The following is a 7,945-nucleotide window of genomic DNA, read 5'->3' on the forward strand; positions in this document are numbered from 1 at the left end:
ACCTTTTGGAAACTAACATTGAAAAATTCGCAATTGAGTTAACATTTTTTTGGCAAAAACACTTGTTTATTTAATATTAAATTAAGATGTTTGCAACTAGACTAACTCAAATAATTGTTTTATGAAATTAAAGTTAACATGGTTATTAACGCTATTTATGGCGTTCGTGATGCAATTTTCTTTTGCACAAGAGAAAACTGTCACAGGTACAGTTACTACAGCTTCGGATGGTTTACCCCTTCCTGGTGCGACGGTAGTTGTAAAGGGTACGGCTAGAGGTACTCAAACAGATTTTGATGGTAAGTATACCATTCAAGCTCAAGAAGGAGATGTTTTAGTTATCTCTTATGTTGCTATGGACGCTACTGAAGTTACAGTAGGTGCAAGTAACGTTTATGACGTAGCTCTTACAGAGAATGCGTTAGAAGAAGTTGTAGTCGTTGGTTATGGTACTACAACGAAAAAAGCATTTGCGGGTACGGTGACTACCGTCGATACCGAGAATATCGAAAACAAAAACTTCGCCAACGTAACACAATCGTTAGCAGGTGAGGCGTCTGGTGTTCAGGTTATCAATACAACTGGTCAGCCAGGTACTGTTTCTGCGGTACGTATTCGTGGTTTTGGTTCACTTAGTGGTAACCGTTCTCCTTTATACGTTGTAGATGGTGTGCCAATCACAGCAACTGAAACATTAAACGCAATTAATCCAACAGATATTAAGAGTACAGTAATTCTTAAGGATGCAACTGCAACTGCGATTTATGGTTCTAGAGGATCTAACGGTGTAGTATTAATTACTACAAAGTCTGGTTCTGCATCTGAGAGCTATATCGAGATTGATGTTAAAACTGGTATTAACTCTCAAATTATTCCTCGTTACGATTTAATTAGAAATCAAGAAGAGAATATTGCTTTAATCTGGGAAGGTGCTAGAAATCAGCAAATGATCCTTAATGGTCTTAGTATGGACGACGCAAATACGTTTGCAAGTCAAAATTTATTTTCTGATGCACCTGGTGGAATCGTTCCTTTACGTTATAACATGTGGAATGCACCTGGAGATCAGTTAATCAATCCTGCAACAGGTAGATTCAATGATGGTATTACAAGAAAGTTTACACCTCAGAATTTCGAAGATTTATTAATTAGAGATGGTAACCGCTACGAAGCCAATGTAAGATTTGGTGGTGGTGATGAGAAAACAAGATACTTTATTTCTGGTGGTTTCTTAGATGAAGATGGTATTTTAAATAATTCATCATATAAGAGATATAACATTAGAACAAATGTATCATCTCAAATTAAAGACTGGTTAAAGGTTGGTGCAAACGTATCTTATTTGTATGCAGAACAAAGAAACAGTACGAACTTAGGTGGTGCATCTGCAGTATTCGAATTTATTGACAAGACGCCTTCATTATTTGGTGTTTTTGCAAGAGATAATGATGGTAATCTTATAGAAGATACACAACTTGGTGGTTTTGTACCAGATTATGGTGCGATTACTTTTGGAGGTGCAGTTCCTGGTAGACCAGCTTCTGATGGGGTAAGTCCATTTGGTAACATGGTTTACGATTTTAATGGATATGACAGAAATGAATTTTTAGGAAACTTCAATTTAGACTTAACGTTAGCTGAAGGATTGACTTTAGAAAATTCATTCAGTTACCAGTATAGAGGGAACCTATTTAAAAACATGAGAAACCAGTTTTATGGTCCTGGACAATCTGCTGGTGGTACGTTAACTCAGACTAACAGAATTAATGAGACTATTAATGCACTGAACCTTTTACGTTACCGTAAAGACTTCGGTAAACATTCTGTTGAAGTTTTAGCAGCTCATGAGATTAATGATCAGAGTTTCCAAGTTGTTAGTAACAGTAAAGAAAAAGCGGTTTTACCGTTTGCTCTAGAGTTATCACAATATATTATTAACCAGTCGTTACCAGTAGGTTTCGAAGAAGGTAGAACATTAGAGTCTTATTTTGGTCAGTTAAACTATGACTTCGATGATAAGTACTATTTAACGGCCTCTGTTCGTAGAGATGGATCTTCAGTATTTGCTGATCCAGACAACAAATGGGATAACTTCTGGTCAGTTGGTGGTGCTTGGATTTTAACTAACGAAGATTGGTTATCAGACAGTAACTTCTTAAGATATTTAAAAATTAAAGGTTCTGTTGGTTTAGCTGGTGATGAAGTTGGTGTATCTGTAGTGCAAGGTTTCTACAGTGGTGTTAACCAATTTGATGTAAACAACTTAAATGGTGAATTCTCTGTGTCTTTACGTGGAGATGTTCAAAACCCAGATTTAACATGGGAAAGAAAAAGACAGTATCAAACAGGGTTAGAATTTACGCTGGGTGACATTGTAGATGGTAGTATTGATTATTATATCAACGATACTGAGAACTTATTCTTTAACATTCCACAGGCTCCTTCAACAGGTTCTGGTAACATTCTTTTGAATGATGGTGAATTAAGAAATGCTGGTATCGAATTCGATTTAAACTTCCATGTGGTACAATCTGATAACGTAAATTTAGATATTGCTGTTAATGGAACACACATTGATAATGAATTGTTAAGACTTTTCGAGCAGGCGAACAATGATTTTGTGAATTTTGGTAATAGAGGTCTTGAAGTTGGTAGATCTATTTATGATTTCTACATGAGAGAATATGCAGGTGTAGATCCTTCTGACGGATTCCCAATGTGGTACCAGTATTATGATGACATCAACAATAACGGTGTATTAGATGCAGGTGAGGATTTAGTAAATAATGAATTCGTTGAGGCTGATGGTTCTACTACAGGTATTCCAGATCACTCTTTAACACCTTACTTAAACAGTTTTGGTGGTACTGCGAACATCCGTAGACAAGTAACTAAAGATTTTAATACTGCAACTCAAAAGTACGTTGGTAAGTCTGTATTACCAGATTTAGCAGGTGCATTTAGATTACAAGGTAATATCCATAACTTTACTTATGGTGTTCAGTTCACTTACCAGTTTGGTGGTTATGCATATGATAACAACTATAGAGAATTCTTCGAAAGAGGATTTAATACTGCAAGTGGTACGTTACACGCTGATATTAGAGACAGATGGCAACAACCAGGTGACATCACAAACGTACCTTTATTGGCTAACGGTTCTGTACCACAGGATGTTGGTGAAAGTGATAGATTTATAATCAAGTCTGATTATATAGCCTTAAACAGTTTAAATATTGGTTATAACTTACCAAGTAAGTTTTTAGATAAAACTGGTATTGATAATGTTAACTTATTCTTATCTGGGGATAATTTATTTATCTCTAGTGCAAGACAAGGTTATGACCCTCGTGTAAGAGAAGCTGGTGCTACAGCTAGAAATATCTATGCACCATTATCTAGTTTTACATTAGGTTTAAGAATGAAATTTTAATTAAAAAAAAGCGATATGAAAAAAAATGTTTTAAAATTTATTGGCTTAGGAATGTTGGTTTTAGGATTCCAGAGCTGTAACGAAGATGTATTAGAAAGACAACCGAGTGAGTTTATTACTGCAGATCAGATTTCTGACGCCGCAGCACTTAACCCTGACTTAGTTGCTGGTTCAATTGATGGTATTTATACTGTAATGTTTACTAGTGGTTCTGGTAATACTGGTGGTCATGACGATTTCGGTCAGAAGGCTTACGATGTATTTAGTGACATGTTATGTAGTGATATGGCATTATCTAATAGTGTTTATGGATGGTACAGATCTTCAATCACAGAAATGCAAGGAACTCAGGATTTTACATTCGGAGATAATTTCCAAACATGGTCTTACTATTACAGACAAGTACTTAATGCTAACTTAGCAATTGGTAACTTAGGTGGTGAAAGTGCAGATCCTGAAGATGCAGGTGTAAGAGCTTTATTAGGACAGTCTTTAGCATCTAGAGCACACTCTTATTTTATGTTAGCTCAATTATATGCTGATGATTACATTGCTGATCAGCCAATTATACCGATCTATACAACAGAAACAACAGGTACGCAGGCAAAATCTACGCAGGCTGAGGTATATGCTTTAATTGAAGCTGACTTAAACAAGGCTATTACACTTTTAGATGGATTTAATAGATCTGATAAGTCTCAAATTGATCAGTCTGTTGCACGGGGTATTTTAGCTTATGCAATTGCTGCACAAAGAACACGTTGGTCTGAGGTTGCTACTTTAGCTAACCAAGCACGTACTGGTTCTGGAACTGTTTTAATGCCTCCAACTGCTGATACATTTGGTATCTTAGGTGGATTTAACGATTACAATAACCCATCTTGGATGTGGGGTGTAGATATCAATGAGAACTCTGGTGTTGGTCTTATCTCTTGGTGGGGTCAGGTAGATTTCTTCTCTTATAGCTATGCTGCAGTAGGTGATACTAAAGTAATGGATGAAGATCTTTACAATGCAATGAGAGCTGATGATGCAAGAAGAGGTCAATTCTTCAGTACTCCTGGATCTAACTACTTACAGCCATTATTTAAGCAATATGATTCTGATCGTGTTCCTTTCGGTACATCTACTCAGGTTAAAGCTGATTATGTATACATGCGTCACGCAGAAATGATCTTATTAGAGGCTGAAGCTTTAGCGAAGTCTGGACAAGATGCTCAAGCAAGAAACGTATTACACTTATTAGTTGACAATAGAGTTGCTGATCCATCTTACATTGATGCGTTAAGCGGTACGGCATTACAAGATGAGATTTACATGCAGATCAGATGGGAGCTTTGGGGGGAAGGTAAATCTTACTTCGCTATGAAGAGAAACCAGGCAACTATCACAAGAGGTGCAAACCACTTATCGTTCGTAGGTGAATCAATTCCACACAATGATAATAGATTAACTTTTGAAATTCCACAAAGAGAAATTCAGGATAATCCATTTATCAACGGACAAAACTAATTTAATCATAAAGACTTATCTCAAATGAAGAAAATTTTAAAATTATTTCTAATAGGGTGCCTAGTTCTTTCTTACGGATGTAGGGATGAATTTGATACCCAAACACCTAACTACATCGCATTTGGAACAAATGCAATTACAGAAACTGTTGATGTAGGTGAGGGTAGTAAAACAATAGAGGTTAATGTTTATACTGGTAACAAAGTAGGAACTGATAGAACTTTTAACCTTACAACTGAAAATTCAACTGCGGCTGCAGCGGCTTACTCTGCACCTAGTTCAGTTGTAATCGAAGCGGGTACTAATTCAGCAACAGTGTCAATAACAGTAAATGAAGCTGGTTTGACTTTTGATTTCCAAGAAATCGTATTAGAGTTCTCACCAACGACTGATATAGATACACTTGCGGATACTGCTTCAGTAACTATCAATGCAGCGTTATTATGCCCATTAGCAACTGCTAGTAATGTAACAATTGAAATTGATACAGATAACTGGCCAGATGAAACGTCTTGGGCTGTAACGGATTCATCTGGTGCTGTTGTAGCTTCAGGTGGGCCTTACAATAATCCTGCGGATGACTTTACTACAATTGTAGTTAATGTAACACTTGGAGCTGGTACTTACACAATGACTTTAAATGATTCTTACGGTGACGGAGGAAGTACATTTAGAGTACTAAACGGATGTGGTCAACTATTGGCAACAGACAGTGTTACTGCTTCAACAGTATCAGGAAATTTCAGTATTTAAACGTTATACTAAGAAAAATAAAAGGTCGTTATATTAATAACGGCCTTTTTTTTATGTTTTTATTCCTCAAAAACTAAGTTAAATAATTAGTTACTTTTGTGCATTGTTTTATAATTTAGATTTATACCATATCTATAAATGAACTTAAAGAAATTTGGTTTTCTGTTTTTGTTTTTTGTTTGTGAAATTACCATTGCACAGACAAAATTAAATACCTCTAATGCGAGACGTCCAGATAATCCATTTGGGGAGGATACAACTACTGTTCGTAAATCTAAGGGATTTAAAGATTTAGCTACTATAGATATGTACTTGCAATTCAATAAAGAAATTGATACGAGTATTGTCGATACAACACTCACCATTAATAAGCATTATAAGTTTAACTATCTGCAAAGGGACAACTTTGGTTTAATGCCATTTGCAAATATTGGTCAAACTTATAATACCCTAACCTATGATTTGGTAGATCGTAATATAAGACCCTTATTTGGTGCAAGGGCAAGACACTTCAATTATTATGAAGCGAATGATATAAAGTACTATGAAGTTCCAACACCCTGGACGAGATTAACCTATAAAACTGCTTTTCAACAAGGACAACTACTTGATGCTTTTTTTGCAGTTAACTTATCGCGACAATTTAATTTTTCAATTGCCTATAAAGGGTTGAGATCTCTCGGGAATTATCAGAATGCATTAACAAGTACTGGTAATTTTAGATTCTCAAGTATATACAATTCAAAGAATAAAAGATATAAGGCAAGAGGACACATCGTAATGCAAGATTTATTAAATCAAGAAAATGGTGGTCTGCAAGATGATGACATTATAAATTTTGAGTCGGGTAACGAAGAATTTACGGATAGATCTGTTTTTGATCCAAATTTTGAGAATGCGGAGAATATATTAGTGGGGAAACGATTTTTTTTAGATCATAGTTATGAATTAATAACAAAAAAGGATTCCCTTGATACAAATTCATTAACCGTAAAGAACTTAATATCGTTTGAAGATAAATATTACGACTATACCCAACAGACGGCTGCAACTGATTTTTTTGGTGACAGTTTTACAAATGAGGTCAGAGATAAAACGACAGTAGAGAATTTTCAAACTAGCCTTAGTGTTGATTACCACAATGATTTATTAGGTAATCTAACTTTTGGTGCAGGGTATACCAATCTAAATTATGGATATAATAGTGTTGTGTCTATTGCAAATGAACTCATACCTAATAGAATCAAAACAGATTATTTAAGTCTAAATGCTGGTTACAATAAAATAATTGGAAGATTAAATCTTTCAGGTAAAGCAGGTGTAAATTTATCGGAAGATTTTGCGGGTAATTTTATAGATGCAAGATTAGCAATAAATTTAAATGAGAGCTTGGCTTTTGAAGGAGGTATTAATATAAATTCAAGACAACCCAATTTAAACTTTCTGTTGTACCAATCTGATTATATAAATTATAATTGGTATAATTTAGATGTATTCGAGACAGTAAATTCTCAGCAGTTATCTTTTAATATTAAATCAAATAAATATGTCAATGCTAATTTTGACATAACCAATATTGACAATTATACGTTCTTTAATCTCGACAGTGAAGTTGATAATGCTAATATTATAAAACCCGTTCAATATAATAAGGCATTACAGTATCTGCGTTTAAAAGTTCAGAAAGAGCTTAAAATTGGAAATTTTGCATTGGATAATACAATAATGTATCAAAATGTTGTGAGTGATGACGAGGTACTTAATGTACCAACTTTTATAACAAGGAATACGCTTTATTATTCTAACGAAATATTTAAAAAGGCAATGCGATTACAGACAGGTGTCACTTTTAACTATTTCACTAAATACAATATGAATGGTTATGATCCCTTGCTTGCGGAATTTTATACGCAGAATGATTCAGAATTTGGTGGCTTCCCTCGATTAGATTTTTTTATTAATGCCAAGGTTAGGCAAACCCGTATATTTTTTATTGCAGAACATTTTAATTCTTCATTTACGGGATATAACTTTTATGCGGCACCAAATAATCCTTACAGAGATTTTACAATAAGATTTGGATTAGTTTGGGATTTCTTTCTATAACTACATTATTTTTAGTTTTAATCATATTTCTTACGCGTTTCGTAGGCTTTAGCCCTTATAATGAGTACGTTGGTATTAGGATTTATGCCCCTCCGACATTATATATAATAGATAAAGAAAAGTGTTGATTGATTAGGGGAT

4 protein-coding genes are annotated in these 7,945 nt (G+C 34.7%); all 4 read left to right on the plus strand.

The annotated features are described in order from the left end of the window. Positions 1-121: 121 nt before the first annotated feature. The 4 genes from ACRHOC_RS12700 to ACRHOC_RS12715 all read left to right on the plus strand — a co-directional run bounded on the left by ACRHOC_RS12700 (position 122) and on the right by ACRHOC_RS12715 (position 7,804). On the plus strand, positions 122-3,433 hold the full coding sequence (locus ACRHOC_RS12700; RefSeq protein ID WP_431159023.1) for a SusC/RagA family TonB-linked outer membrane protein: 3,312 nt from the start codon (positions 122-124) through the stop codon (positions 3,431-3,433). Positions 3,434-3,448: 15 nt separating this feature from the next. Beyond that, positions 3,449-4,945: a RagB/SusD family nutrient uptake outer membrane protein gene (locus tag ACRHOC_RS12705; protein ID WP_431159024.1), complete on the plus strand. Its 1,497-nt coding sequence runs from the start codon at positions 3,449-3,451 to the stop codon at positions 4,943-4,945. Positions 4,946-4,969: 24 nt separating this feature from the next. Beyond that, a complete protein-coding gene (locus tag ACRHOC_RS12710; RefSeq protein WP_431159025.1) occupies positions 4,970-5,698 on the plus strand; it encodes a hypothetical protein in 729 nt (242 codons plus the stop codon). Between the two features lie 138 nt (positions 5,699-5,836). Beyond that, complete coding sequence (locus ACRHOC_RS12715) at positions 5,837-7,804, plus strand: putative porin (RefSeq protein WP_431159026.1); 1,968 nt, start codon at positions 5,837-5,839, stop codon at positions 7,802-7,804. Positions 7,805-7,945 lie beyond the last annotated feature (141 nt).

It is taken from the genome of Winogradskyella poriferorum (assembly GCF_050618035.1).
GTDB classification, from domain to species: domain Bacteria; phylum Bacteroidota; class Bacteroidia; order Flavobacteriales; family Flavobacteriaceae; genus Winogradskyella; species Winogradskyella poriferorum_A.

Coding starts and splice junctions, on each gene's coding strand:
- ACRHOC_RS12710 (WP_431159025.1), top strand. CDS start 4,970: ATGAAGAAAATTTTAAAATTATTTCTAATAGGGTGCCTAGTTCTTTCT.
- ACRHOC_RS12705 (WP_431159024.1), top strand. CDS start 3,449: ATGAAAAAAAATGTTTTAAAATTTATTGGCTTAGGAATGTTGGTTTTA.
- ACRHOC_RS12715 (WP_431159026.1), top strand. CDS start 5,837: ATGAACTTAAAGAAATTTGGTTTTCTGTTTTTGTTTTTTGTTTGTGAA.
- ACRHOC_RS12700 (WP_431159023.1), top strand. CDS start 122: ATGAAATTAAAGTTAACATGGTTATTAACGCTATTTATGGCGTTCGTG.